The organism is Ferrovibrio sp. (assembly GCF_036381655.1).
Taxonomy (GTDB): Bacteria; Pseudomonadota; Alphaproteobacteria; order Ferrovibrionales; family Ferrovibrionaceae; genus Ferrovibrio.
This window is the reverse complement of record NZ_DASVCJ010000057.1, coordinates 26,472-51,022: the sequence shown is the minus strand read 5'-3', so window position 1 is coordinate 51,022 and position 24,551 is coordinate 26,472. Positions and strand designations below refer to the sequence as shown.

Genomic DNA, 24,551 nt, shown 5'->3' with positions numbered 1-24,551 from the left:
GCTTATTTACTGGATAACGCAGAAATCCAACGGATAAGGCCCGCCCGCATGCCGCATCACACGCCCCTGATCGCGATGATCGTCATGGGGCTGGTGCTGGCCTTTGCGTTCGGCGCCATCGCCAACCGGCTCAGGATCTCCCCCCTGGTCGGCTACCTGCTGGCCGGCGTGCTGGTCGGGCCGTTCACCCCGGGCTTCGTCGGCGACCAGAACCTGGCCAACGAACTGGCCGAAATCGGCGTCATCCTGCTGATGTTCGGCGTCGGCCTGCATTTCTCGCTGAAAGACCTGCTGTCGGTCAAAGCCATCGCGATCCCCGGCGCGGTGGCGCAGATCGCGCTGGCCACCATTCTCGGCATGGGCCTGTCCTGGGCGCTCGGCTGGCCGGTTGCGACCGGCTTCGTGTTCGGCCTGGCGCTATCGACCGCATCGACCGTGGTGCTGCTGCGCGCCATGCAGGAGCGGCGCCTGGTGGAAACCGAACGCGGCCGCATCGCCATCGGCTGGCTGATTGTCGAGGATATCGCCATGGTGGCGGCGCTGGTGCTGCTGCCGGCGCTTGGCGGCATCCTTTCGCCCGGGGAGAATGGCGTTGCCGCGATGCCGGCCGGCGATATCGCCAAGGCGCTTGCGCTTACCTTCGGCAAGGTGGCCGCCTTCATGATCCTGATGGTGGTGGTCGGCCGGCGGCTGGTCCCCTGGATCCTGCATTACGTGGTGCATACCGGATCGCGAGAGTTGTTCCGGCTGGCCGTGCTGGCGATCGCGCTGGGCGTTGCCTTCGGCGCCGCCAAGCTGTTCGACGTCTCTTTCGCGCTGGGGGCCTTCTTCGCCGGCATGATCATGAGCGAATCGCCGCTCAGCCACGAGGCGGCGAACGAGACGCTGCCGCTGCGCGACGCCTTCGCGGTGCTGTTTTTCGTCGCCGTCGGCATGCTGGTCGATCCGATGATCGTCGTCGAGCATCCGCTGCCGGTGCTGGCGACGCTGTTCATCATCGTGTTCGGCAAATCGCTGGCGGCCTTCCTGATCGTGCTGGTCTTTCGCCATCCGGTCGGCACGGCGCTGCTGATTTCCGCCAGTCTGGCGCAGATCGGCGAATTCTCCTTCATTCTGGCGGCGCTCGGCGTCGAGCTGAATTTGCTGCCGGAGGAGGGCCGCGACCTGATCCTGGCCGGTGCGATCCTCTCGATCATGCTCAATCCGCTGTCCTTTGCGGCGGTCGGCCATCTCAAGCCGTGGTTCGAGAAGCATTTCCCGCCGCCGCAGGCGGCCGCCGCCGCGGGCGACCTGGCCGTCGCGGCCGATCCCGGCACCCCGGTCGCCGAAGCGGCCGCGCCCGATGCCGACGCGCCGCAGCCGACGGCGCTGAGCGATCATGTGGTGCTGGTCGGCTATGGCCGGGTCGGCAGCCTGGTCGGCGCCGCCCTGTCGGAACGGGGAATGCCCTTCCTGGTCATCGAGGATGCCGACAAGCGCGCGGCCGAGCTGCGCCAGCAGGAAATCGAGGTTCTGGCCGGCAATGCGACGCGCAACGATATCCTGCAGGCGGCGCGGCTCGACCGGGCGCGCCAGCTCATCGTGGCGATCCCGAACGTCTTCGAGGCCGGCGGCATCATCGACATGGCGCGCGGGATCAATCCGGCGATCGAGATCATCGCCCGCGCCCATGCCGATGCCGAGGTCGATCACCTGCTCAAGCATGGCGCGGATACGGTGATCATGGGCGAGCGCGAGATCGCCCGCGCCATGATCGAGAAGCTGCCGGCGGCGATGTCCGGGACCAGCCCGTCAGCTGCCGGCTGACGCTCAGAACGAATAGCTCAGCATCAGGGCGCCGAGATAGGTCGTGCGGTCGGCGGGGGAGGTGCCGGCGGTCGCCGCCAGTTCCTCTTCGCGGCCGCTGCCGGCCCTGGCCGCACCGAGCACCACGGCGACGCCGAGGCCGGGCACCGGCGTTTCCCATTCGGTGTAGAGATCCAGCTCGTTCATCAGCTTGCTGGAGCTGACGCCGGCCTGGGCCGGCTCGTCGTAGCGGTGCCGGTAATAGACGGCGCCGATGGCCAGATCGTCCGTCGGCCGCACCCGCAGATGCACCATGTGGGTGTTGAGGTTGCTGTTCTCGCCGACATACTGGGCGAAGATTTCGCCCTGATCCCAGGTCGCAAAGCCGCGCGGGCCGCCGCCGGTGAACAGCGGATCCCAGCTCTTGCTGGTGTCGTCGCCGGTATTGCTGTCGCCGCTGAAATGCGCATAGCGGTAGGCGATGCTGGGTTGCCACGGCAAAGTCGAGAAGGTGTATTGCGGCTCGATATACCAGGCATTGGCGCGCAGCCTGCTGCCCGAATCGTCGTTGCGCTCGATGGCGTATTCGGAGAACAGCGCGAAATCCTTCAGCGCCTCGCTGAACTGGCTGAAGATCGCGCCGCCGGTGCGGATGGCATAGACGTTCATGCCGTCGCGCTCGGGCGCCAGATTGCGGTCGGCATCGTAAAGATGCAGGACGGTGGCGCCGACATACCAGGCGCGCTTTTCATATTCGAAGCGGCCTGCGTCCTTTTCGCTCGAGCCGAACCATTCGATATTGCCGCCGTAGAGCTGGGTCTTCGGCGCATCGTCGCCATGCATGAAGTTCTGGTCGGTGACGCTTTCCAGATGGAAGATATCGGCGCGCACCGGCTCGGTATTGAGGCGCAGGATCGCGGTGCGGTCGAAGGCGCCGCGCGGGCCGATCACCTGCGCGCCGCGGCGGCCGCCATTGGCGGTGCCTTCCAGGATCAGGAAGCCGTCGCCGACGGTGAATGCCTGCCGGCCGACGGAGAGGTCGATGGCATCTTCGCCCAGCGAACTGAAGCTGCTGCCGGATTTCCAGCCCAGCTTCAGTTCCTCTATCCCGAGCGATTCAGGCCGGTCGCTGGTGGCCGATTCAAGCGCCGCGTCGCCGGCGCCGCGGGTGGCCATGCCGATCACCTTCAATCCGCCGTACACGTTGCCGGCGCCAAGACCGTAGGAAAGGTCCGCGCCCGGCATGACGAAGCCTTCCGACCAGCTGCGCCCGCCGGCGCGGGTGCCATTGGCGGAAAAGCTGCCGGCGCCGTTCTGCGCGTTCGGCACGGTGAAGAAGCCGAGACCGGCTTCAAAGCTGAGGCCGATCCGGAGATCGCCGACCGTGTAGGTCAGGCCGGTCTCTTCTTCGTCGGCCAGGGCCGGGGCGCCGACCGCGACCAGCGCGGCGGTGGTCATCAGGATGGCGAGCGGTCGCGAAGGGCGTAGGATCACGGCAATCCCCCTTGGTCGGATGACGGGTTGACTATGCGAATTATTAGCATCCGCTTCTATGGAGAATGCGAACGAATTGCAATAATTCGCGCGCCGGCGATTGGCATATGTTATAATATAACATGAAAAAATACAGCAACTTGTTCCCAACCGGGCGATCGACTAGAACGCGGCTTTCACACAGACACGTAGCGAGGAGAACACCATGCGTCCGAGCGGCCGCTCCGCAGATCAATTGCGCCCCGTCCGGTTGGAACCGGGCTTCGCCAAATACGCCGAAGGCTCCTGCCTGGTGAAATGCGGCGAGACGCATGTGCTCTGCGCCGCCACGGTGGAAGACAAGGTGCCGCCGTTCCTGCGCAATACCGGCCGCGGCTGGGTGACGGCGGAATACGGTATGCTGCCGCGTTCGACCCACAGCCGCACCGAGCGCGAAGCCTCGCGCGGCAAACAATCGGGCCGCACGCAGGAAATCCAGCGTCTGGTCGGTCGCTCCCTGCGCGCGGTGACCAATCTCGAAGGCTTCGGCGAGCGGCAGATCCGCCTCGACTGCGACGTGCTGCAGGCCGATGGCGGCACCCGCACGGCGGCGATCACCGGAAGCTGGGTGGCGCTGTATCTCGCTTTCGCCGGCCTGGTGAAGCAGGGTGCGATCGCGCAGATCCCGCTGATCGGCCAGGTCGCAGCGGTAAGCTGCGGCCTGTGCGACGGCCAGCCGGTGCTCGATCTCGATTATGCGGAGGATTCGACCGCGCAGGCCGATGCCAATTTCGTGCTGACCGATGCCGGCGCCATCGTCGAGGTGCAGGGCACGGCCGAGAAGCATCCCTTCACCGAGGCGGAATTCACCGCCATGCTGAATCTGGCCAAGAGCGGCATCGGCCAGCTCATGGCTTTGCAGCGTCAGGCAGTGGGGAAATAGCCGATGGCGGAGCGGCGTCGCTTCGAGAACGAAAAGCTGGTCATCGCCAGCCATAATCCCGGCAAGCTGCGCGAGATCGCCGATCTGCTGGCGCCGTTCAATGTCGAGGCGATCTCGGCAGCGGCGCTCGGCCTGCCCGAACCGGAAGAGACCGGCGAAACGTTCGTGGCCAATGCCGAGCTGAAGGCCCTGGCGGCGGCGCGCGGCGCCAATCTGCCGGCCCTGGCCGACGATTCGGGAATGAGCGTCGATGCCCTGGGCGGCGCGCCGGGCATCTATTCGGCGCGCTGGGCCGGGCCGCAGAAGGATTTCAACCGGGCGATGGAGAAGGTCTGGCGCGCGGTGGAAGACGCCATGAGCAAGGATGGCAGCGTCGAGCCGCCGATCACGGCGCAGTTCGTCTGCGCCCTCAGCCTCGCCTGGCCCGATGGCCATGTCGAAAGTTTCGAGGGTATCGTGCCGGGCCGCCTGGTCTGGCGGCCGCGCGGCGTCTACGGCTTCGGCTACGACCCGATGTTCCTGCCCGAGAGCGAGGTGGAAAACGGCCAGCTGCGCACCTTCGGCGAGATGCCGCCCGAGGAGAAGCACGCGATCAGCCATCGCGCCCGCGCCTTTCGGCAATTGATCAATGCCTGTTTCGGCTGAGGGCACGGTCACGCAAGGCATCCCGCGGCGCGGTTTCGGGCTTTACGTGCATTGGCCCTTCTGCGTCTCCAAATGTCCCTATTGCGATTTCAATTCGCATGTGCGCGAACGCATCGATGCCGCGCGCTGGCAGAGCGCCTATCTGGCCGAGTTGTCCCATTATGCCGAGGCCGGGCTGGGGCCGGACGCGCAACGGGGCGAGGAGATCACCTCGGTCTTTTTCGGCGGCGGCACGCCCTCGCTGATGCCGCCGGAAACGGCGGCGGCGATCCTCGACGCGGCGCGGCGGCACTGGCGCCTTGCCGCCGACACCGAGATCACGCTGGAGGCCAATCCCAATTCGGCGGAAGCCGCGAAATTCGCCGCTTTCGCCCAGGCCGGCGTGAACCGCCTTTCCATCGGCGTGCAAAGCTTCGACGAGGATGCGCTGCGCTTCCTTGGCCGCGCGCATGATGCCGGCGAGGCGCGCCGCGCCATCGCCGCCGCCGCGAAGGCGGTGCCGCGCTACAGCTTCGATCTGATCTACGCGCGCCCGGGCCAGACGACGGAAAGCTGGCGCAGCGAGCTGCGCGACGCATTGCGCCTCGCCGGCGATCATCTGTCGCTCTATACGCTCACCATCGAGCCGAATACCGGCTTTGCCGGCGCGCTCGCGCGCGGCGCCCTGAAGCTGATGCCGGATGACGAGCAGGCGGCGCTCTACGATCTGACGCAGGAGATCATGCAGGATGCCGGCCTGCCGGCCTACGAGATCAGCAATCACGCGAAAGCAGGCGGCGAGAGCCGGCATAACCTGGTTTATTGGCGTTCGGGCGAATATCTCGGCCTCGGACCGGGCGCGCATGGCCGGATCAGGCGGGCCGGCCAGTGGGCGGCGACGCAGAACCGCAAGAAGCCGGAAGCCTGGCTGGAGCAGGTCGAGCAGCGCGGCGAGGGCCGCGAAAGCGAAACCGCGATCAGTCCGCGCGAGCGCGCCGAAGAGGCGCTGATGATGGGCCTGCGGCTGAGCGAAGGCATTCATGCGGGGAATTTCCAGGCGGCCTGCGGCCTGGCTTTGGATGACGTCGTGCCGCGCGAACGCACGGCGCCGCTCGAAGCCGCCGGGCTGTTGATGCGTACACCGGAGACGCTGGCCGCCACCCGCGCCGGCCGCGCCGTGCTGGATGGGCTGCTGGCGCGATTGCTGGCATAGCATGGAAAGCCGCGTGGATGCGCGGCGGCCGGGTATGGTTGAGGGTGGCGGCATGGTTTAGGATCGCGGCATGGCGCTGACCCTGTTCACGATCGGCCATTCCAATCACGCGATCGCCGCCTTCATCGCTTTGTTGCAGCGGCACGGGATCGCGCAGCTTGCCGATGTCCGCTCGACGCCTGCATCCCGCTTTGCACCGCAATTCAACCGGTCCGCGCTGGCGGCGGCCCTGGGGCAGCGGCAGATCGCCTACCGCTGGTTCGGCGAGCGCCTTGGCGGCAGGTCGCGCGATGCTGCAGTCCATGATGCACAGCGGCAGGTCGATCACACGAAGCTGGCGACAAGCCCGGAATTCCGCCACGGCATAAACGAATTGATCGATCATGCCATGGCCGCGCCGACGGCGATCATGTGCGCCGAACGCGATCCGCAACGCTGCCACCGCACGCATCTGGTAACGCCGGCACTCATCTCGCGTGGCGTCGAGGTGCGGCATATCCTGGCCGATGGGACGCTGCTGCCGCATGCCGCACTGCAGCGTAACGCCATGCCGCAACTCGATTTATTCGGCGCCGCATTCTGACTTGACGCGGCGCAGCGGCCTTTGCACACTCTGCGGCCTGAAAGTATACATTGGGAGGGAACGATGATTCAGCGCACAACACGTCGCGCCGGTATGATTGCGGCGGTGGCCGCCGGCCTGCTCGCAATCAGCTACGGCAGCGATGCCGCGGCGCAAAATTTCCGCATGATGACCGGGCCGCAGGGCGGCGTCTGGGTCCCGCTCGGCGGCACCTTGAAGGTGATGTTCGAGAAGGCGATCCCCGGTTCCACCGTGCAGACGCTGCCCGGCGCGGGCATTGCCAACGTCAAGGGCGTGCAGGCGGGCAAGGCGGATTTCGGCCTGGGCAACTCGATTTCGACGGTGGATGCCGTCAACGGCCGTGCGCCGTTCACCGAGAAGGCCAACAACGTCTGCCAGATCGCCAACCTGTATCCGCAGTATTTCCAGGTGGTGGTGCTGGCCGATGCCGGCATCAATTCCGTCAAGGACATGAAGGGCAAGGCGATCGCCGTGCAGACCCGCGGCAATACCGCCGAGGCGATCTCGGCCCACATCCTGCAGGCGAACGGCATGTCCTACAGCGACATAGGCAAGGTCAACTACATGGCCTCCTATAACGACGCCGCCGCGCTGCTGCAGGACGGCCATGCGCAGGTCTTCACGCTCGGCACCACCATTCCGGCCTCCTCGGTGATGGATCTGGCCAGCCAGCACGACATCAAGCTGCTGCCGGTCAGCGATGCCGAACTCGCGGCCATGAAGAAGATCAATGCCGGCTACAACAAGGTGATCGTGCCGGCCGGTACCTATCCGAAGCAGGACAAGGACGTGCCTGTGATCGGCTATTCGACGCACTTCATCGCCTCGTGCAAGCTGCCGGAAGATCAGGTCTATGCCATCACCAAGGCGATGGCGACGCATATCGCCGAGATGGCGGCGGTCAACAAGGCGATGGCCAAGCTGACGCCGAAGGAAATGGCTGAGGATATCGGCGTGCCGCTGCATCCGGGTGCCGCGAAGTATTACAAGGAAGTCGGTGCTCTCTGATTTTGAGGCGCCTCGGCCGACGCCGCTAAGGACGGGCGGCGTCGGTCCTTTTTTTCTTTTGCGGCTTCTCCATAAGTGAATTCGGAAAGGGCGGACGATGAACGGCGGAAAGCTCATCGCGCGCATAGCGTCGGTCGTCGCGGTCGCGATGGCACTGTATCATATGTGGGTCATCGCCTTCGGTCCGCCGCAGGCCTATATCTTTCGCGGGACCCACCTGGCCTTCGCGCTGGCGCTGATTTTCCTGCTCTATCCGATCTCCACCAAAGCGGACGGTAAGCGCCGCTTCGTCTGGATCGATATTCTGCTCTCCGCGGGCGCGGTGCTCGGCCTCGGGCATCTGTTCCTGAACTACAACTACTTCATCGACCGCATCATTTACATCGACGACATGACGCCGCTCGACATCGTCGCCGGCATCGCCATGGTCGTCGTGGTGCTGGATGCGACGCGGCGCGTGATCGGCTGGGCCCTGCCGCTGACCGCGCTCGCCTTCATGGGCTATGCGCTGTTCATCGACAAGATGAACCCGATGACGCTGCTCGATCAGCTCTACATGACCACCGAAGGCATTTTCGGCTCCACGCTCGGCGTCTCGGCGTCTTACGTGACGATCTTCGTCGTCTTCGGCAGTTTCATGGAGCGTACCGGCACCGGGCAGCTGTTCATGGATTTCGCACTGTCGCTGACCGGACGGCAGGCCGGTGGTCCGGGCAAGGTCTCGGTGATCTCGTCCTCGCTGTTCGGCACCATCTCCGGCAGCGCGGTCGCCAATGTGATGGTCGACGGGCCGATCACCATTCCGCTGATGCGCCGCACCGGCTTCCCCAAGCATTTCGCCGCCGGCGTCGAGGCGGTGGCCTCGACCGGCGGGCAGATGATGCCGCCGATCATGGGCGCCGCCGCCTTCGTGATGGCGGAGTTCCTCGGCGTGCCTTATGCGAAAGTCGCGCTTTGGGCGCTGATCCCGTCGCTGCTCTACTACGCCGCCTGCTTCGGCGCGGTGCATTTCGAGGCCAAGCGCCACGGCCTGGTCGGCCTGCCGCGCGAGGAGGTGCCGCGTCTATGGCGGGTGCTGGGCGAACGCGGCCATCTCTTCATCCCGGTCGCGGTCATTCTCGGCGGCATGCTGCTCGGCTATTCGGCGCCCTACTGCGCGCTGGCAGGCACGCTGGCCTGCTTCCCCGTTGCGTTTCTGCGCGCCAATACGCGGGAAGGGCTGCGCTGGCATCTGATCTGGGAGGCCATGGAAGATGGCGCCAAGAATGCCCTGGCGGTGGCGATGGCCTGCGCCTGTGCCGGCCTGGTGATCGGCTCGATCACGCTCACCGGTCTCGGCATCACCTTCACCAACGTGGTCATCACCTTGGCGCAGAGCAGCCTGCTGCTCGCCCTGGCGCTGACCGCCGTCGCCGGCATCATCCTCGGCATGGGCATGCCGACCACGCCGGCCTATATCGTCATGGTGTCGCTGATGGTGCCGGCCATCATGAAGCTCGGCGTCATCGAGCCGGCGGCGCATATGTTCGCCTTCTACTTCGCCATTCTGTCGGCGATCACTCCGCCGGTTGCCTTGGCCGTCTATGCGGCAGCCAGCCTGGCGAAAGCGGATATCTGGAAGGCGGGCTGGGCCTCGGTGCGGATCGGCGCCGCCGGCTTCGTGGTCCCCTTCATGTTCGTCTACGAGCCGGCGCTGCTGGCGATCGGCGATTGGCAGACGATCCTGCAATCGGCGGCCACCGCCACGATCGGCTGCCTCGCCCTTGCCGCCGGCCTGCATGGCTATTTTCTGCGCCGCGCGGTGTGGTGGGAGCGGGCGGCCCTCGTCCTCGGCGCCCTGCTGCTGATCTTCCCGGGCTGGACGACCGATCTGGGCGGTCTGGCCCTGATCGTCATCGTCGGGATCGCCCAAAAGGTATCGCCGCGCGCGGTCGCGGAAACCACGTCGTAATAACGGCGGGGCCGTTTCAGCCGACCCGGACGACCTTCCCGGGATTGAGGATGTTGTCCGGGTCGAGCGCCTGTTTGATCTTGCGCATCAGCTCGATCTCCACCGCCGGCTTGTAATGCGGCAGTGAATCGATCTTCATGCGGCCGATGCCATGCTCGGCCGAGATCGAGCCGTTCATTTCGGTTGCGATGCGGTTGATGATCCCGGTGACCTCGTCCCACATGGCGAGGAAGCGCGCCGGCTCCCAGCCGACGGGCTGGGACGGGTTGAAATGCACGTTGCCGTCGCCGATATGGCCGAAGGCAACGATGCGCACGCCGGGGATCAAGGCTTCGATCTCGGCGCTGGCCTGCTCGATGAAATCCGCCATGCGCGAGACCGGCACGGAAATGTCGCTCTTGATCGAGCCCCCTTCGGGCTTCTGCGCCCCCGACATCGCCTCGCGGATCTTCCAGAAGGCGGTACGCTGCGCATCCGACTGCGCGATCGCGGCATCGAGCACCAGGCCCTCTTCGAGGCCTTCGGCCAGCACGGCTTCCATGGTGGCGCCGATGCTGCCGTCGTCGCGGCCGGACGAGAATTCCATCAGCACATACCAGGGATGGCGTTCGGCAAGCGGATCGGACGTGGCCGGCGTATGGCGCAGCACGTAATCGAGCCCGATGCGGGGCAGCAGCTCGAAGCCGGTGACCTGGCCGCCGGTGGCCTTTTTCGATTTCTCCAGCAGGGCGATGGCGGCGCGTGGGCAGGGCACGGCGGTGAACGCCGTCGCCATCGCCGCCGGCAGCGGATAAAGCTTCAGCACGGCAGCGGTGATGATGCCCAGCGTGCCTTCGCCGCCGATGAAAAGATGCTTCAGGTCATAGCCGGTATTGTCCTTGCGCAGGCCGCGCAGGCCGTTCCAGATCTGACCGTCGGCCAGCACCACCTCCAGGCCCAGCGTCAGTTCGCGGGTGTTGCCGTACCGCAGCACGGCATTGCCGCCGGCATTGGTGGAGAGATTGCCGCCGATGGTGCAACTGCCTTCCGAGCCGATCGATAGGGGAAACAGCCGCCCGGCCTCGCGGGCCGCCTCCTGCACCTGCTGCAGGATGCAGCCGGCTTCCACCGTGATGGTGTCGTTCAGGGCATCGACGGCGCGGATGCGGTTCATGCGTTGCAGCGAGACGATGATCTCGTCGCCTGCATCGAATGGGATGCCGCCGCCGACCAGCCCGGTATTGCCGCCTTGCGGCACCAGCTTGGTCCTGGTCTCCCGCGCCAGCTTGACGATGGCGGCGACCTCTTCGGTGCTCGCCGGCTTGAGCAGCAGCGGGGACGTGCCGGCATAAAGGTCGCGCATTTCGCGGCTATGCAGGGCCAGCACCTCCGGTTCGGAACTCCAGCCCTTGGGGCCGACGATGGAGCGGAAGCGATCGAGCAGATCGGGAGCAAGCGCGTTCATGGTGTTCAGTCTAACGTCCTCTGGCGGCCCGTGTCAGCCGGTCGTTGATTGCGGCGCCCAGACCATGGGACGGGATCGGCATAACGGCGATGCCGTCGATGCCGTCGACGTGATCGAGGCGATGCAGCCCGGCATAGAGCTTGGCTGCGGCTTCGGCCAGATCGCCGCCTTCGCTCAAGGGATAAATTACGGCAAAGCCGTCCGGCGCCGCGCCGAAGCTGAGCAGCCCCTCCTTGCCATGGGGGGCCGTCGCATTGAGCCGCACCGGGCGGCGCGGCGCATAATGCTTCAGCAGCATGCCGGGCGATTGAATCCTGGCATCCGTCGGCCGTTCGAGGCGTTCGCCTAGCACCTGCTCGATGTCCTCGGCGGCAAGCCCGCCGGGCCGCAGCAGCAATGGCCGCTCGCCGGTCAGGCCGACCACGGTGGATTCCAGACCGACCGGACAGGGGCCGCCATCGAGGATCGCGATCTCCGGGCCCAGGCTGTCGCGCACATGCTGCGCCGTGGTGGGCGAGACCTGGCCCGAAGTGTTGGCCGAAGGCGCCGCCACCGGCCGGTCGACCCGCCGCAGCAGGTCATGCGCCAGCGGATGCGCCGGCATGCGGATGGCCAGCGAGGGCAGGCCGGCGGAAACCGCCTCGGCGATCGGACAGCCGGGCCTGCGCGGCAGCACCAGGGTCAGCGCGCCGGGCCAGAAGGCCGCCGCCAGCTTTTCGGCGCGCGCATTCATATCGACCAGCGCGTCCAATTGGCGCAATTCGGCGATGTGGCTGATCAGCGGATTGAAGCTCGGCCGGCCCTTGGCGGCGAAGATCTTCGCCACGGCTGCCGCATTGGTCGCATCGGCGCCCAGCCCGTAGACCGTTTCGGTCGGGAAGGCGACGATATCGCCAGCGCGCAACCGCTCGGCAGCCTCTGAAATCGTTACGTCAACCATGGCGAAAGTCATACCCCGCGCGGCTTGGCCTTGCTAGGCATGCCGGGTCATATTATTCCAGCGCCAGTATCGCGCAGTACCGCGTCCAGGGAGATCGAGATGGATTACACCGCCCCCGTCAAGGATATGCGTTTCACGCTCGAGCAGGTTGCCGGGCTGGCCGAGCTTGGCCAGTTGCCGGGCCTGGAACATGCCGATGCGGAAACCGTGGCGGCCGTCATGGAAGAGGCGTCAAAATTCGCCGGCGGTGTGCTGGCGCCGCTCAATCGCGGCGGTGATCAGCAGGGCGCCAAGCTGGACAATGGCGTAGTGCGGACCGCGCCCGGCTTCAAGGATGCCTATAAGCAATTCTGCGATGCGGGCTGGAACGGCATGCCGTTCGCGGAAGCATATGGAGGCGGCAATCTGCCCTGGGCGGTCACCATGGCGGCGCAGGAGATGGTGCAATCGGCCAATCTCGCCTTCTCGCTCTGCCCGCTGCTGACGCAGGGCGCCATCGACGCCATCGAGGCGCATGGCACGGAGGAGCAGAAGCAGCTTTATCTGCCCAAGATGGTCTCCGGCGAATGGACCGGCACGATGAACCTGACCGAGCCGCAGGCGGGCTCGGATGTCGGGGCGCTGAAGTCGAAAGCCGTGCCGGTCGGCGACGGCACCTACAAGATCACCGGCAGCAAGATCTTCATCACTTACGGCGAGCACGACATGACGGAGAATATCGTCCATCTCGTGCTGGCCCGCCTGCCCGGGGCGCCGGCCGGCACCAAGGGCATTTCCCTGTTCATCGTGCCGAAATTCATCCCCGATGCGAATGGCAAGCCGGGCAAGCGCAACGATCTGCGCTGCGTTTCGCTGGAGCACAAGCTCGGCATCCATGCCAGCCCGACGGCGGTCATGTCCTACGGCGACAATGGCGAATGCATCGGCTGGCTGCTGGGAGCCGAAAACCAGGGCATGCGCTGCATGTTCACCATGATGAACAACGCCAGGCTCTCGGTCGGCTGCCAGGGCCTGGCAATCGCCGAACGCGCCTATCAGCAGGCGCTGGCCTATGCCGAGCAGCGCAAGCAGGGCCGCCATCCCGGCATGAACGCCGAGCAGCATGTCTCGATCGTCGAGCATCCGGATGTGCGCCGCACGCTGATGCTGATGCGCAGCCTGACCGAAGCAGCGCGCGGCCTGACCTATCTGAATGCCGCCATGATCGACCGCGCGCATCGCGAAGCCGACGAGGCCAGGCGCAAGGAAGCCAAGGCGCTGGTCGAACTGCTGACGCCGCTGTCGAAAGCCTGGTCGACCGATATCGGCTGCGAAGTCGCCTCCATGGGCGTGCAGATCCATGGCGGCATGGGCTTCATCGAGGAAACCGGTGCCGCCCAGCATTATCGCGATGCCCGCATTCTGCCGATCTACGAAGGCACCAACGGCATCCAGGCGATCGATCTGGTGACGCGCAAACTGCCATTGAACGGCGGCGAGACGGTGAAGGCCTTGTTCGGTCAGATCGCCGGCACGGTGGCGGACCTGGCCAAGGCCGGCGCGGGCTTCGGCAGCATCCATGCCAATCTGGATGCCGGCCTGAAATCGCTCGCCAAGGCGTCGATGGACATGGGCAGGATGCTGTCGGGCGATGCCTCGGCCGCCCTGGCCGGCGCGACGCCGTATTTGCGCGCTTTCGCCTCGGTCGTCGGCGGCTGGCTGCTGGCGCGCCAGGCACTGGCGGCGAAGGCGGAGATCGCCAAAGGCTCAAGCGACCCATATTACAAGGCCAAGATTCTCTCGGCGCGCATCTTCGCCGAGCAGGTGCTGACCGGGGTCGACGGCCTGTGCCGCGCGGCAACCGAAGGCACCGCCGCCTTGGCCGAGGTGACGCCGGATTTGCTGCGCGCCTGACCACAGGCCTCTTGACGCTACGTCAGGACTGGACTTCGCCTGTTTGACGCTTACGTAAGCGTCAAATTACATTTGCCGTCTCCCCAGCCAATCGGAAGCAAGAGAAGATCGTGTCCGAAGCGTCTGAAAACGATATGACCGAGCCCGGCATCGACGGTACGCCGACCGCCGACAACGGCAGCCTGCAGTATCCCTTCGCCGATCGCGGCAATGGCGGGCGGCCGGGCGACGGCGAGGCGATGGAGATGCGGCCGGGCGTGCTGTGGCTGCGCATGCCGGTGCCGATCCCCGGCCTGGATTACATCAATCTCTGGCTGCTGGAGGACGGCGATGGCTGGACGCTGGTCGATACCGGCTTCCGTTCCTCGAAGCTGCAGGCAATCTGGGAGCAGGTTTTCGAGCGCCATCTGAACGGCCGGCCGATCACCCGCATCCTCTGCACGCATTTCCACCCGGATCATCTGGGCCTTGCCGGCTGGCTGCAGGAACGCTGGCAGGCGCCGCTGTGGATGAGCCACGGCGAATGGTGCTTCGGTCGTATGCTGGAGCTGGAAGCGGCTCCCGAAGTGCCCAGGGACGTGATCGATTTCTATCACCGGCTCGGCTTCAGCGATGCGCAGCTCGAGGCGATCCGCAAACGCGGCTTCGGCAATTTCTCGAAAGCCGTGACGCCGATTCCGCGCAGCTTCCACCGCATCGCCGATGGGGATCGGATCCTGATCGGCGCGCATGGCTGGGAGGTGATCGTCGGCCGCGGCCATTCGCCGGAACATGCCTGCCTCTATTCGCCCGACCTCAACCTGCTGATTTCGGGCGATCAGGTATTGCCGCGCATCTCGCCGCATATCGGCGTCTATCCGGGCGAGCCCGACGCGACGCCATTGACATTGTATCTGCAGTCGCTCGAAAAATTCGCGCATCTGCCGACGGATGTGCTGGTGCTGCCGGCCCATGGCGATCCCTTCATCGGGCTGCATACCCGCATCGCCATGCTCAAGCGCCATCACCAGGTCCGCCTCGATGCGCTGCTCGGCGCATTGCACCGGCCTCATACCGCGACGGCGACCCTGCCGCTTCTGTTCAAGCGCGACATCGCCGATCACATAACGCTCGCCGCCGGCGAGGCCGTCGCCCATCTGCACCATCTGATGCGCGGGGGCCAGATCACACGCCGGCTGAATGCCGCAGGCATTTACGAATACAGCCGCTCCGACGCGAGGCTGGCGGCCGAGTAGCAGAATGGCCGCACCCGGGCGGATGCCCGGAAAGGTTGCCCGGAAAGGTTGCCGGGAGAATTTGCCAGGGGAGGATGCAGGATGACGCTGAAGGGAAAGACCCTGTTCATCACCGGCGGCAGCCGGGGGATCGGCCTTGCGATCGCCAGGCGCGCCGCCGCCGACGGCGCCAATATCGCCATCGCGGCGAAAACGACCGAGCCGCATCCGAAGCTTGCCGGCACCATCTATACGGCGGCGGCCGAGATCGAGAAGGCGGGCGGCAAGGCGCTGCCGCTGGTAGTCGACGTACGCGACGAGGCGATGGTGGAAGCAGCCGTGCAAAAGACGGTGGACACCTTTGGGAGGATTGACATCCTGGTCAACAATGCCTCCGCGATCGGCCTCACCGGCACCTTGGAAACGCCGATGAAGCGCTACGACCTGATGCATCAGATCAACACGCGCGGCACCTATCTGTGCAGCCAGAAATGCCTGCCGTATCTGCTGAAGGCGGAGAATCCGCATATCCTGAACCTGTCGCCGCCGCTCAACATGGAAGAGCGCTGGTTTGCGCCGCATGTCGCCTACACGATGGCGAAATTCGGCATGAGCATGTGCGTGCTCGGCATGGCCGGCGAGTTTCGCTCGCGAGGCGTCGCGGTGAATGCGCTCTGGCCGCGCACGGCGATCGACACCGATGCGATCAACCTGATCGCCGGGCCGGATATCCGCCGGCGCTGCCGCAAGCCGGAAATCCTGGCCGATGCGGCGCATATCATCCTGACCAGGCCGAGCCGCGACTGCACGGGCAACTTCTTCATCGACGACGAGGTGCTGCAAAGCGCCGGCATCACCGATCTTGCCAAATACCGCCATGAAGGCGTGGCCGAACGGGAGCTGATGCCGGATTTCTTCGTCTAGGCCGTCGTGCCGCCCGCGGCCTGGCCTCGGAAAATGTGATGTTTCCGCGTCCGGTTCGGCCTAGACTGGGGGCGGACGACGTCATTCGCATCAAGAAAAGATGGAGAAACGATATGCGGATCCTTCTGCGTAGCCTGGCGGTCATCCTGATCCTGGGGAGCGCCGTCGCCGGCTGCACGGCGACCTCGACGCGGGAATCGGCCGGCGAATATCTCGATTCCGCCGCCATCACGGCCAAGGTGAAGGCGGCCATCCTGGAAGACAAGCAGCTCAAGGTCATGCAGATCAGCGTGGAAACGTTCCGCGGCGTCGTGCAGCTCAGCGGCTTCGTCGATTCGGCGGCCGACAAAGCCCGGGCGGAGCAGGTTGTACGCGGCGTGGAAGGCGTGCGTGGCGTGCGCAACGACCTGGTGATCAAGCCGCGATAATCCGAAAAAAAAGCAAAAAAACGCCCCCGCCATTTTGGCGGGGGCGCTGGTCTTCCAGGCCGCGGGGTGGGGGTTACGGTCTGGAATGGAGCATCAGAACTTGTAACCGACGCCGAAACCGACCACCCAGGGATCCAGATCGACATCGGCTTTCGCCGTGTTGGCGCCGGCGCCGGCGGTGACGTCGGTGCTGATGAAAATCTTCTTCACATCGGCGTTGAGATACCAGTTGCCGGAGATGTTGTAGTCGATGCCGGCCTGCAGCGCGAAGCCCCAGGCGTTGTCGTAGTGGATGCTGTCGGCCGCGCCGGGCTTTTCATTGTAGAATATGGCATAGGTCACGCCGGCGCCCAGATAGGGGCTGAAGGCCGATTTCGGCATGAAGTGATATTGCGCCGTCAGGGTCGGCGGCAGCAGGCCGACGCTGCCGAGATCGAAATTGCCCAGCGTCGTGCCGTTGGATTTGACGGTATGCTTCGTCGTGGCGGCGATCAGTTCGAGTGCGATGTTGTCGGTGATGAAATACGAGCCGTCGATTTCCCCCGTCCAGCGATTGCCGACCTCGGCCTTGTCGCCGATGCCCGCGCCATTCAGTGTCAGGCTCGACTCCTCGTCCGGCAGGACGCCGATGACGCGGCCGCGCACCATGATATCGCCGGCGCTTTTGCCTTCGCCCGCTGCGGCATCCGGCGCGGCTAGAGTGAAATTGAGCAGCAATGCTGCGGCCGCCGCGCAGGGGGCGAGTGTCTTCCCGATGGACATTCTTGTTCTAGCTCCATGATCCGTTGACGCGCCCGCATTCCAGGCGCTGACGCGGTCGGAACCGGGGAGGCCGACCGGCGCGGATCATGCCGCGGTACACGAACGAAACCTTGATCGAGATCAACGAGGCGCGAGAAAAGCGCATTCGTTCCAGACGCTTGGATGGTGCGGACCCGATAGTACGTATCTTTCGTCGCGCAGACGGCTTCTCATGTGCATGGAACCGGCGTCGCCGCCTCCGCGGCAGGACGGCTGCGCACGCAGCGCGGAAAAGGCCGCCGGGGGAACATCACGCCGGTCGGGTGTGTTTGGTACCGATGAAAGGGCCGGGCATATCTCCGTTTCCGCCATTCAAGCGGCGGCAGCGAGCGGACCGGCCGAGAGCAGAGGCCGCCAAAATGAACACATGGAGGCGAATATGAAACCCAACATGACCGAGAAACGGGCCGTCGGCACGCGAGCTGCCGGTAAAGGGCTGGCCGGCGCGGCCGGATTGGCCGCAATGCTGGTGCTTGGCGCCTGCGGCAGTTCGACATCGGATCGCGCTCTTTCCGGCGGCGCCATCGGCGCCGGCGCCGGTGCGGTCGGCGGCGCTTTGGTCGGCCATCCGGTGGAAGGCGCCGTCCTTGGCGGCGCCGCCGGTGCCGGAACCGGCGCGCTGACCAATAAAAATCAGATCAATCTGGGCAAGCCATGGTGGCGTTGATCGCAGACCCGGCTGATTTCAGGGCGGTCGGCGCAGTAAAGCGCCGGCCGCTTTGTTCTGGCATTCGACATTTCCGCACTCCCGCTTTCTCAACAAAAACTTGAACAGAAAGGAGTTTGCCATGCTGAAAGTATTGCGTAGCTTCGCAGTGATCATGCTGGTTGGCGGAATGGCGACCGCTTGTGCCTCGACCTCGACCAGCGAATCCACCGGGCAATATGTCGACTCGGCGACCATCACCGGCAAAGTCAAGACCGCGCTGGTTCGCGATCCGGTCACCAAGGCCCGGCAGATCGAAGTCGATACCTATAAGGATGTCGTCCAGCTTAGCGGCTTCGTCGATTCCGCAGCCGAGAAGCAGCGCGCCGAACAGATCGCCCGCAGCGTCGAAGGCGTGCGCGACGTGCATAACAATCTGATCGTCAAATAAGGCTGCCGCTCAGGTCGTCAGCAAATCCACCGTGTAGCGCTCCTCCTCGGCCTCGTTGTCGCGCTCGACGCCAATGACGGTGACGTCGCTGCGTGTCGCAAGGCTGGGGAGGTAAGCCAGCAGATAGGCGTGAGCATGGTTCGCCTTGGCCGGTCCGTCGAAGGCAAGGCCCAGGGCCACCATGCGGCAGTCCAGGCAAAAGCCGGCCTTCATGTAATCCTGCACGGCCGCCATGTCGTTGAACAGGATGCCGGCATTGTGATCCCGTGCCGCTTGGCGGATTTGCTCCGTCGTCATGTCCTGCCCGTCGTTGCGGAACGGGCGGCCAAGCGAATGAAAGAAGGTCCAGGCGACCAACAAGGCCGCCCGGGTCTTGCCCCCGCCGGCCGGTCCGCAGACATAGACGAATTGCGGCACGCTCAGACGTTGCCGCAAAGTCTCAATCTGCGGCGCCGAAAAACCGAAACTGGGCATCGTCTGATAAAAGCTCTGCGACATGGGCCCGGACACCGACGAACACGCAATACTAATATAGGTAGAACTTAAAATAGATTTAAAAGCGAAAAAACAGTTTCAGGCACTGTGAAATAACAAAAATGCCGGATGCCTCCCTTTTCGGGAGCATCCGGCAGCATCTTCCGGACGGAAGGTGAAATCGAAAGGCGTCAGGCGGCCTGGCGGCGCAAGCCAAGGCGCTGCCAGACATCCAGCAAGGCGCCGACCAGCGCCTGCATCATGGCATCGGTATGCACCGGCATCGGGGTGATGCGCAGCCGCTCGGTCCCGCGCGGCACCGTCGGGTAATTGATCGGCTGGATATAGATGCCATGGTCCTTGAGCAGCATGTCGGATGCCGCCTTGCAAAGGGCCGGATCGCCGACCATCACCGGCACGATATGGCTTTCGTTGACCAGCACCGGCAGGCCGGCATTGAGCAGCATCCGGCGCAGGGTCGCGGCGCGCTCCTGGTGGCGCGCGCGCTCGACCTGGCTGCGTTTGAGGTAGCGCACGCTGGCCGCCGCCGCCGCCGCCACGGCCGGCGGCATGGCAGTGGAGAAGATGAAGCCCGGCGCATAGGAGCGCACGGCGTCGATGATGGTCCTGGATGCGGCGATATAGCCGCCCACCACGCCGAAGGCCTTGCCCAGCGTGCCCTGGATGACATGCAGGCGGTGCATGGCATTGTCGCGGTCGGCGATGCCGCCGCCGCGGTTGCCGTACAGGCCGACGGCATGCACCTCGTCCAGATAGGTCATGGCGCCGTATTTGTCGGCCAGATCGCAGATCTTATGGATCGGCGCGATATCGCCGTCCATCGAATAGACGCTTTCGAAAGCCAGCAGTTTCGGCCGGTCCGCCGGCTGGGCCTTCAACAGTTCCTCGATATGGGCGAGGTCGTTATGGCGGAAAATCTTCCGTTCGGCCCCGGACTGGCGGATGCCCTCGATCATCGAGTTGTGGTTGTCGGCGTCCGAGAGAATGACGCAGTCGGGCAGCAGCTTGGCCAGGGTGGACAGCGATGTCTGGTTGGCAATGTAGCCCGACATGAAGACCAGAGCGGCCTCCTTGCCGTGCAGATCGGCCAGCTCCCGCTCCAACTCGACGATGGCATGCGTATTGCCGGAAATGTTGCGGGTTCCTCCGGCGCCGGCGCCGTACTGCTCGGCGGCCTGCTTCAGAGCCTCGATGACGACGGGGCTCTGCCCCATGCCGAGATAGTCGTTCGAGCACCAGATGGTGACCTTGGCCGGGCCGATGCCGCTGAAATTGTCGGCCACCGGGAAGTTGCCGCAATTGCGGGCTAGCTCGGTGAAGACGCGATAGCGCTTCTCAGCGCGCAACTTGTCAACGGCTTGGCCAAAAAGGGCTTCATAATCCATGGGGCAATTCGCCTGCTCGCGCCGGCGACCGATCCAACCCTCGCCGGCATGGAATTTCATTAGCTGGTTCTGCATATTAACGTCCTCGTTGCGGCGCTGACTAGAGGGTCCGAGGGGCCGGAGGCGCGGCGAGGGGTCGCAGGCCCGCCACCATCCATGGGTTGCAGGACAACATAACTAGCCGCAATGGCCTATGATTTAAGTCAAATCGATCTTCTGATCGTCGACCGCGACGAAACGGCCTGGCGCGGCCTGCTCGGCGGGCTGGGCATCCGCCAGCCCCGCTTTGTCCCGGATGCCCGCCGCGCCTGGGCGGCTTTGGCCGAGGCGCAGGCCGGCAGCGCGAAGGCGGTGGACATCCTGATCTGCCGCTGGGAATTGCCGCACAGCGAGGAGAGCAAAGGCGCGGCAGACGTCGCCGCCGAGGGCGGAACCGGGCTGGACCTGATCCGCGAGCTTCGCCGCGGCGCAGCATCGCCGGCGCCCTTCATGCCGGCCATTCTGGTCACCGCGACGATCACCCGGGAACGGGTGCGCGAGGCGCTGGATGCCGGCGTGAACGAGATTCTGGTGCTGCCGCTATCGGCCAAGTCGGTCGAAGCCCGTTTGCGCGAGATCATCGAGCGGCCGCGCAAATTCATCCGCGGCGGCACCTATTTCGGACCGGACCGCCGCCGTACCGCCCGAGCCGACTACCCCGGACCCTACCGGCGCCAGGACGATAAGAGATGAGCGTTCAGCCGAGGCTTTTTGCCGCGGCATTTCTCAGCGTATCGACGATTTCGCGCCCGAGTTCGCCGGCGCTGCCGCGGATGCGATTGTCCACCACGGTTCGCAGGGCGGTGATATGCGCATCGATCACGGCGCGGTCGACCCGCTGTTTCTGAATGGCTTTGGTGACATAGCTGCAGAGCAAATGGGCGATTTCGGTCACCAGATCGTAACCAAAGGTGCTGCCCTGACCTTTGATGTCATGGGCGACGTCGTAGACGGCGGTGAGCACCTGCTTGCCGCTCTCGCCCTCGACGCGGCCATCCGTCACGGCCGCCACCGCGGTATCGAGGCGATGGAGGTCGTCGTTGACCCAGCCGACATACTGGTCGGCTAGGCTCGCCACGGCCGCCTCCGCGCTGGCAACCACGGCATCGAACGAACGCTGATCCGTCTGATCGCCGTCGTTATCCTGGCCCGTCATTCTTAAATCCTATCTGGTGTCTGGCTGGTCGGGTCACGGCTTGCCGGGGCATCTGATCACGCCGGAACGGAGGCAGACAGGTTATCAAATGATAACCTGACCACTGGAGGTAGGCCGGGCGGCCAGCGTACCGCCACGCGTCGGCGTCACGGCTGGCGGGGACGCAGCCCGTTGATCTTTGGCGTTGCTTTCCGCGGCCGCGAGTTCCACTGCGATGGCGCCAGCCCGGGCATGCCGCCGCCCTTCCCGGAAATCGATCTTCCTCCGCACGATGCCGCCGGCGCAAGATTTCGGGTACCCGCGGGCTCCCTCAGGCATTGCCCGATTCTATCGCACCATGATCTATTGTGGCCGATTACGCGCGGCCATCGCTGGATGGCCCGGAATGCCGAAGCCGATTGGATCCCGATGGTAACCGGCCTGTTTTCCCATGCCGCCTGCCTTGCCCATGATACGGGCCAGGGGCATCCCGAATGCCCTGAGCGGCTGCGGGCGGTGCTGATGCGCCTGGAGGCCGAAGAATTCAGCTATCTCGACCGCCGCGAAGCCCCGCGCGCCAGTTCCGAGCAGATCAGCCGGGTGCATCCGAGCGACTTCGTCGATCGTATCCTGCGCACCGTGCCCCAGGCCGGCTTGCGGCTGGTGGACGGCGACACGGTGGTGTCGCCCGGCTCCGGCGAGGCGGCGCTGCGGGCGGCCGGGGCGGTCTGCGCCGCCGTCGACGCCGTCATGGCCGGCGAACTGCGCAATGCCTTCTGCGCCGTGCGGCCGCCTGGTCATCATGCCGAGCCGAGCCAGGCCATGGGTTTCTGTCTGTTCAATAACGTCGCCATCGGCGCGATGCATGCGCGGGCCCGCTGGGGGCTGCGGCGCGTCGCCGTGGTTGACTTCGACGTGCATCACGGCAATGGCACGCAGGCCGCTTTCGAGGCGGATGCCGACCTGTTCTACTGCTCGACCCATCAGTATCCGCTCTATCCGGGCACCGGCGCCGCGCATGAAAAAGGCGTCGCCGGTAATGTCGTCAACATGCCGCTGCGGCCCTTCGCCGGATCGGCGGAGTTTCGCGAGGGGATGGAGCGGGCGCTCGTGCGGCTGGAAGGTTTCGCCCCGGAATTGCTGCTGATCTCGGCGGGTTTCGATGCCCATCGTGCCGATCCGCTCGCGCAGCTGCAGCTCACCGATGACGATTATTACTGGGTGACGCAGCAACTGCTCGAGGTTGCACGCAAAACCGCCCAAGGCCGGGTGGTATCGACCCTGGAAGGCGGCTATGATCTGCAGGCGTTGGCCGATGCCGCCGCCGCCCATGTGCGCGCGTTGATGGTGGCCTGAGGCTTAACGCCCGTCCTTGGAACAGACCCGCCGCATTGCGCGTAGGGTCTCGTTTCGATACAACTCAGCGAAATTTTGCGCATTTCAGCGCCGGAGCGAATAATGGCGTCGTATCAGTACATTTACGTAATGAAGGGCCTGAGCAAGACCTATCCGGGCGGCAAGCAGGTCCTTAAGGACATCTGGCTCAGCTTCCTGCCGGGCGCCAAGATCGGCGTGCTGGGTTTGAATGGCGCCGGCAAGTCGACCCTGCTGAAAATCATGGCCGGCCTGGACACCGAATTCAGCGGCGAAGCCTGGGCCGCCGAAGGCGTCAAGGTCGGCTATCTGCCGCAGGAGCCGCAGCTCAATCCCGACAAGGATGTGCTCGGCAATGTCATGGAGGGCGTGGCCGAGACCAAGGCGCTGCTCGACCGTTTCGAGGAGGTTTCGGCCAAGTTCGCCGAAGTCACCGACGACGAGGAAATGAATGCGCTGATCGCCGAGCAGGCCGAGCTGCAGGAAAAGATCGACGCCGCCAACGCCTGGGATCTGCAGCGCAATGTCGAGATCGCCATGGACGCGCTGCGCTGCCCGCCGGGCGATGCCGATGTGAGCAAGCTCTCGGGCGGCGAGAAGCGTCGGGTGGCGCTCTGCCGCCTACTGCTGTCCAAGCCCGACATGCTGCTGCTCGACGAACCGACCAATCACCTCGATGCCGAATCGGTGGCCTGGCTGGAGCGCTATCTGCACGACTATACCGGCACCGTCGTGGCGATTACCCACGATCGCTACTTCCTCGACAATGTCGCCGGCTGGATTCTCGAACTCGATCGCGGCTCGGGCATTCCCTGGGAAGGCAACTATTCCTCCTGGCTGGAGCAGAAGGACAAGCGGCTCGAGCAGGAAGGCAAGGAAGAGGATGCCCGCCGCCGCACCTTGCAGCGCGAATTGGACTGGGTGCGCCAGAGCCCGCGCGCCCGTCAGGCCAAGTCCAAGGCCCGCCTGAAGGCCTACGAGGAATTGCTGGCACAGGGCAACGAAAAGGCGCAGGAGCAGGTGCAGATCACCATTCCGCCGGGGCCGCGGCTGGGCAATGTGGTGATCGAGGCCGAGCATCTGAGCAAGGGCTTTGGCGACCGGCTGTTGATCGACGATCTATCCTTCAAGCTGCCGCCGGGCGGCATCGTCGGCATCATCGGCCCGAACGGCGCCGGCAAGACGACGCTGTTCCGCATGATCACCAGCCAGGAGACGCCCGATGGCGGCGAGTTGCGCATCGGCGAGACCGTCAAGCTGGGCTATGTCGATCAGAGCCGCGAAAGCCTGGACGACAAGAAGACCGTCTGGGAGGAGCTGTCCAACGGCGACGACATGATCCTGCTGGGTAAGCGCGAAGTGCCGAGCCGCGCCTATTGTTCGTGGTTCAACTTCAAGGGCGCCGACCAGCAGAAGAAGGTCGGCATGCTTTCGGGCGGCGAGCGCAACCGGCTGCATCTGGCCAAGATGCTCAAATCCGGCGCCAATGTCCTGCTGCTCGACGAGCCGACCAACGACCTCGACGTGGATACCATGCGGGCGCTGGAAGAGGCGCTGCTGAACTTTGCCGGCTGCGCCATCGTGATCAGCCATGATCGCTGGTTCCTCGATCGCGTCGCCACCCATATCATGGCTTTCGAGGGCGACAGCCATGTCGAATGGTTCGAAGGCAACTTCCAGGATTACGAAGCGGACAAGAAGAAGCGGCTGGGCGCCGATGCCGATCAGCCGCATCGCATCCGCTATAAGCCCCTGGAACGGAAGTAACGGGAGCGCAACAA

23 protein-coding genes are annotated in these 24,551 nt (G+C 65.0%); 16 read left to right on the top strand and 7 right to left on the bottom strand.

The features are described 5' to 3' along the window. Positions 1-48 precede the first annotated feature (48 nt). Complete coding sequence (ybaL, locus tag VF194_RS11320) at positions 49-1,806, top strand: YbaL family putative K(+) efflux transporter (RefSeq protein WP_330891018.1); 1,758 nt, start codon at positions 49-51, stop codon at positions 1,804-1,806. A gap of 3 nt (positions 1,807-1,809) precedes the next feature. Here ybaL and VF194_RS11315 read toward each other — a convergent pair whose 3' ends face one another. Beyond that, positions 1,810-3,279 (bottom strand): alginate export family protein, encoded by a 1,470-nt coding sequence (locus VF194_RS11315; protein ID WP_330891017.1) that lies wholly within the window; start codon positions 3,277-3,279, stop codon positions 1,810-1,812. 205 nt (positions 3,280-3,484) lie between these two features. Here VF194_RS11315 and rph point away from each other — a divergent pair, with 205 nt between their 5' ends. From rph to VF194_RS11285, 6 genes are all read left to right on the top strand, one after another. Next, complete coding sequence (gene rph / locus VF194_RS11310; protein ID WP_330891016.1) at positions 3,485-4,201, top strand: ribonuclease PH; 717 nt, start codon at positions 3,485-3,487, stop codon at positions 4,199-4,201. A 3-nt stretch (positions 4,202-4,204) separates the two neighbouring features. Beyond that, positions 4,205-4,846 (top strand): RdgB/HAM1 family non-canonical purine NTP pyrophosphatase, encoded by a 642-nt coding sequence (gene rdgB / locus VF194_RS11305; RefSeq protein ID WP_330891015.1) that lies wholly within the window; start codon positions 4,205-4,207, stop codon positions 4,844-4,846. Beyond that, positions 4,830-6,038, top strand: a complete 1,209-nt coding sequence (hemW, locus tag VF194_RS11300) for a radical SAM family heme chaperone HemW (protein WP_330891014.1) — start codon at positions 4,830-4,832, stop codon at positions 6,036-6,038. The genes rdgB and hemW overlap by 17 nt, the downstream gene beginning before the upstream one ends. Positions 6,039-6,108: 70 nt before the next feature. After that, entirely contained in the window at positions 6,109-6,621 is a 513-nt protein-coding gene (locus tag VF194_RS11295) for a DUF488 domain-containing protein (RefSeq protein ID WP_330891013.1), read from the top strand. A gap of 63 nt (positions 6,622-6,684) precedes the next feature. Continuing rightward, positions 6,685-7,650 carry a TAXI family TRAP transporter solute-binding subunit gene (locus VF194_RS11290; protein ID WP_330891012.1) on the top strand — a complete coding sequence of 322 codons (966 nt, stop codon included), beginning with the start codon at positions 6,685-6,687 and terminating at the stop codon, positions 7,648-7,650. 97 nt (positions 7,651-7,747) lie between these two features. Continuing rightward, positions 7,748-9,601, top strand: a complete 1,854-nt coding sequence (locus VF194_RS11285; RefSeq protein WP_330891011.1) for a TRAP transporter permease — start codon at positions 7,748-7,750, stop codon at positions 9,599-9,601. Between the two features lie 16 nt (positions 9,602-9,617). Here VF194_RS11285 and VF194_RS11280 read toward each other — a convergent pair whose 3' ends face one another. Next, entirely contained in the window at positions 9,618-11,045 is a 1,428-nt protein-coding gene (locus VF194_RS11280) for an FAD-binding oxidoreductase (protein ID WP_330891010.1), read from the bottom strand. Between the two features lie 10 nt (positions 11,046-11,055). After that, on the bottom strand, positions 11,056-11,985 hold the full coding sequence (locus tag VF194_RS11275; RefSeq protein ID WP_330891009.1) for an L-threonylcarbamoyladenylate synthase: 930 nt from the start codon (positions 11,983-11,985) through the stop codon (positions 11,056-11,058). Positions 11,986-12,084: 99 nt separating this feature from the next. Here VF194_RS11275 and VF194_RS11270 point away from each other — a divergent pair, with 99 nt between their 5' ends. The 4 genes from VF194_RS11270 to VF194_RS11255 all read left to right on the top strand — a co-directional run bounded on the left by VF194_RS11270 (position 12,085) and on the right by VF194_RS11255 (position 16,444). Next, a complete protein-coding gene (locus tag VF194_RS11270) occupies positions 12,085-13,878 on the top strand; it encodes an acyl-CoA dehydrogenase (protein ID WP_330891008.1) in 1,794 nt (597 codons plus the stop codon). A 110-nt stretch (positions 13,879-13,988) separates the two neighbouring features. Further along, positions 13,989-15,113 (top strand): MBL fold metallo-hydrolase, encoded by a 1,125-nt coding sequence (locus VF194_RS11265; RefSeq protein WP_330891007.1) that lies wholly within the window; start codon positions 13,989-13,991, stop codon positions 15,111-15,113. A gap of 81 nt (positions 15,114-15,194) precedes the next feature. Then, entirely contained in the window at positions 15,195-16,016 is an 822-nt protein-coding gene (locus VF194_RS11260) for an NAD(P)-dependent oxidoreductase (RefSeq protein WP_330891006.1), read from the top strand. 113 nt (positions 16,017-16,129) lie between these two features. After that, positions 16,130-16,444: a BON domain-containing protein gene (locus VF194_RS11255; RefSeq protein ID WP_330891005.1), complete on the top strand. Its 315-nt coding sequence runs from the start codon at positions 16,130-16,132 to the stop codon at positions 16,442-16,444. A 93-nt stretch (positions 16,445-16,537) separates the two neighbouring features. Here the strand turns inward: VF194_RS11255 and VF194_RS11250 are convergent, their stop codons facing one another. Further along, the gene (locus tag VF194_RS11250) at positions 16,538-17,206 is read right to left on the bottom strand and encodes an OmpW/AlkL family protein (RefSeq protein ID WP_330891004.1); all 669 of its coding nucleotides are present in this window, start codon (positions 17,204-17,206) and stop codon (positions 16,538-16,540) included. Positions 17,207-17,636: 430 nt separating this feature from the next. Between VF194_RS11250 and VF194_RS11245 the strand changes: the two genes are divergently transcribed. Then, positions 17,637-17,912 carry a YMGG-like glycine zipper-containing protein gene (locus VF194_RS11245; RefSeq protein ID WP_414656096.1) on the top strand — a complete coding sequence of 92 codons (276 nt, stop codon included), beginning with the start codon at positions 17,637-17,639 and terminating at the stop codon, positions 17,910-17,912. A 121-nt stretch (positions 17,913-18,033) separates the two neighbouring features. Beyond that, the gene (locus VF194_RS11240; RefSeq protein ID WP_330891003.1) at positions 18,034-18,342 is read left to right on the top strand and encodes a BON domain-containing protein; all 309 of its coding nucleotides are present in this window, start codon (positions 18,034-18,036) and stop codon (positions 18,340-18,342) included. Between the two features lie 9 nt (positions 18,343-18,351). On the opposite strand, the gene VF194_RS11235 is transcribed toward VF194_RS11240, so the two are convergent. Beyond that, positions 18,352-18,840, bottom strand: coding sequence for a hypothetical protein (locus tag VF194_RS11235; RefSeq protein WP_330891002.1), 489 nt, complete (start codon positions 18,838-18,840; stop codon positions 18,352-18,354). Between the two features lie 167 nt (positions 18,841-19,007). Continuing rightward, entirely contained in the window at positions 19,008-20,222 is a 1,215-nt protein-coding gene (gene hemA, locus VF194_RS11230; protein ID WP_330891132.1) for a 5-aminolevulinate synthase, read from the bottom strand. Between the two features lie 186 nt (positions 20,223-20,408). On the opposite strand from hemA, the gene VF194_RS11225 reads away from it, so the two are divergent. Then, entirely contained in the window at positions 20,409-20,954 is a 546-nt protein-coding gene (locus VF194_RS11225) for a hypothetical protein (protein ID WP_330891001.1), read from the top strand. A 4-nt stretch (positions 20,955-20,958) separates the two neighbouring features. Here the strand turns inward: VF194_RS11225 and VF194_RS11220 are convergent, their stop codons facing one another. Then, positions 20,959-21,417 carry an Hpt domain-containing protein gene (locus VF194_RS11220; protein WP_330891000.1) on the bottom strand — a complete coding sequence of 153 codons (459 nt, stop codon included), beginning with the start codon at positions 21,415-21,417 and terminating at the stop codon, positions 20,959-20,961. Between the two features lie 408 nt (positions 21,418-21,825). On the opposite strand from VF194_RS11220, the gene VF194_RS11215 reads away from it, so the two are divergent. Further along, positions 21,826-22,752: a histone deacetylase family protein gene (locus tag VF194_RS11215; protein WP_330891130.1), complete on the top strand. Its 927-nt coding sequence runs from the start codon at positions 21,826-21,828 to the stop codon at positions 22,750-22,752. Positions 22,753-22,854: 102 nt separating this feature from the next. Next, complete coding sequence (gene ettA / locus VF194_RS11210; RefSeq protein ID WP_330890999.1) at positions 22,855-24,537, top strand: energy-dependent translational throttle protein EttA; 1,683 nt, start codon at positions 22,855-22,857, stop codon at positions 24,535-24,537. Positions 24,538-24,551: the final 14 nt, after the last annotated feature.